Genomic DNA, 1,735 nt, shown 5'->3' with positions numbered 1-1,735 from the left:
TGCCCCGCACGCCATCTTCTTGACCATCTGCTCCAAGTGCTCACGTTCTTCGGCGCTCAGGTGTACCCTGCTGGTACTGGCTTGTTTCATGGAATTATTATGCCGGAATATTGGTTACCAGACCACTAGGTACACGACAAAACTTGCGAGAAGCTCGTAGGAGCTGATAAAGATAGGGACTGCCCCGCCAGAGGTAGTCCCGTGAATGATTGTAGTGAGCTGATAGAAGTTTTGCGACCCCACCTGAACTGGCATCGGGCTAGACTGCGTTTTCTGGCTGCCTTCATCCGGGCTTTGATCCGGGTTCGCAGTGTCAACCTGGCCCAGGTCGCTCTGGGGTTGAACCCGTGGGTTCAGATCGCCTCCAACTACCGCCGTTGCCAAAGGTTTCTCGCTGAGTATAGGTTCGATCAGGAAACCATCGGGCGCCTGATCTTGCAGCTATTACCCCAGGACACCCTGTGCCTTTGGCTGGATTGCACCGAGTGGAAGTTTGGTCGGGTCAGCATCAACCTGTTGTTCATTGGGGTGGCGCATCAGGGGGTGGCCTACCCCCTGGTGTGGTGCTTCCTGGGCAAGGTGGACGATCCCCTATCGGGACAGGCTGCGCCTGTACACCGGGCTGTCAGCAGTAGCCTGCGGGAGCGACTGAGATTGCTCCGACGGCTGCTCTCCTTCTTACCCAAAGAGCGCATCCAGACCCTGAGCGCGGATCGAGAGTTTGGCTGCACTGGCTTTTTGCGCGACCTGCGCTGGCACAAACTGCCTTATACCTTGCGGATCAAAGCAGGCAGTCGGGTAAGCTACCAAGGCAAAAGCCGGCCCGTCGAACAGTTGTTCCGGCATCTGCGCTATGGGCAGTGGGAAGCCTTACCCAAGCCGGTCAAACTCTGGGGGCAACGAACTCATCTGATGGGCGGTTATCTCAAAACCGGGGAATATCTGCTTCTGATTACCCAGGCCGATCCACAGCAGGCTCACATCCGCTACGCCCAACGCTGGAAGATCGAAACCCTCTTCAAAGCCTTCAAATCGCAGGGCTTCGACTTCGAATCCACCCACCTGACCCGGGCTGAGCGGCTCGAATCGCTCATCGCTTTGAGGCGCATCTGAGGCTCTACTGCCTGTGAAGAATTATTGTGCCGTTTTCGGGAAGAATGTCCCGGACGGCTAGGGTATGAGCGCTACTTTGGCAATCATATTGCGAAACTGTAGGGTTCCCGCCGTGATGCCACCGGTATCCAGCCGTACGCCAATCCACAGATTTCCGCTGTTGATGCCATCTCTGAGGCGACTGCCCGAGAGTTGCAAAGGCTGAGTGGTTCCGCTAGCAAAGTTCGCTGTGCCAACCTGCTCAATGTGGGAAGCCCCAAGATTACAAATGTAAACGCCGCTAATCTGGGTGTTGCAGGGCTCACTGTCGCTGGCAAAGAAAGTGAAGCTGGCAGAGGTTAGTGGAAAGGTGAGGGTGCCCTCGAGGGTTAGCTGGGTAAGAGCCACCGGGGGCTTATCGAAGTTGGCTTTTACAAAAGCCGCCTGACCAAATAAAGCGCGCAAGCCCCTGCCTTCAGGCATGGGGTGAGCGGTTTGCGCTCTGAAAGAGCGCTGCGTGGGCGTAGATAGCTCTTTGCTGTATAATAGTCGCAGTGAAGCGCTACCCCGTTCAATACAAGCAAAACAAAAACATCGTGTACTCTTCCAAGTACCACATCGTCTTCTGCCCCAAGTACCGCCG

The 1,735-nt window shown here is 55.8% G+C and carries 1 protein-coding gene and 1 pseudogene; one reads left to right on the top strand and one right to left on the bottom strand.

Translation table 11 applies throughout. From position 1 onward, the window contains the following. Nucleotides 1-201: 201 nt before the first annotated feature. A pseudogene (locus tag Mgrana_RS16585) lies at nt 202-1,101 on the top strand (transposase); the annotation flags it as partial. Nucleotides 1,102-1,170: 69 nt separating this feature from the next. On the opposite strand, the gene Mgrana_RS16580 reads toward Mgrana_RS16585, so the two are convergent. Next, complete coding sequence (locus Mgrana_RS16580; RefSeq protein WP_147021253.1) at nt 1,171-1,557, bottom strand: hypothetical protein; 387 nt, start codon at nt 1,555-1,557, stop codon at nt 1,171-1,173. Nucleotides 1,558-1,735: the final 178 nt, after the last annotated feature.

Source organism: Meiothermus granaticius NBRC 107808, assembly GCF_003574355.1.
In the GTDB taxonomy this organism is placed as follows: Bacteria; Deinococcota; Deinococci; order Deinococcales; family Thermaceae; genus Meiothermus; species Meiothermus granaticius.
The sequence above is the reverse complement of the archived record's forward strand: the minus strand, read 5'-3'. Positions and strand labels throughout refer to the sequence as shown.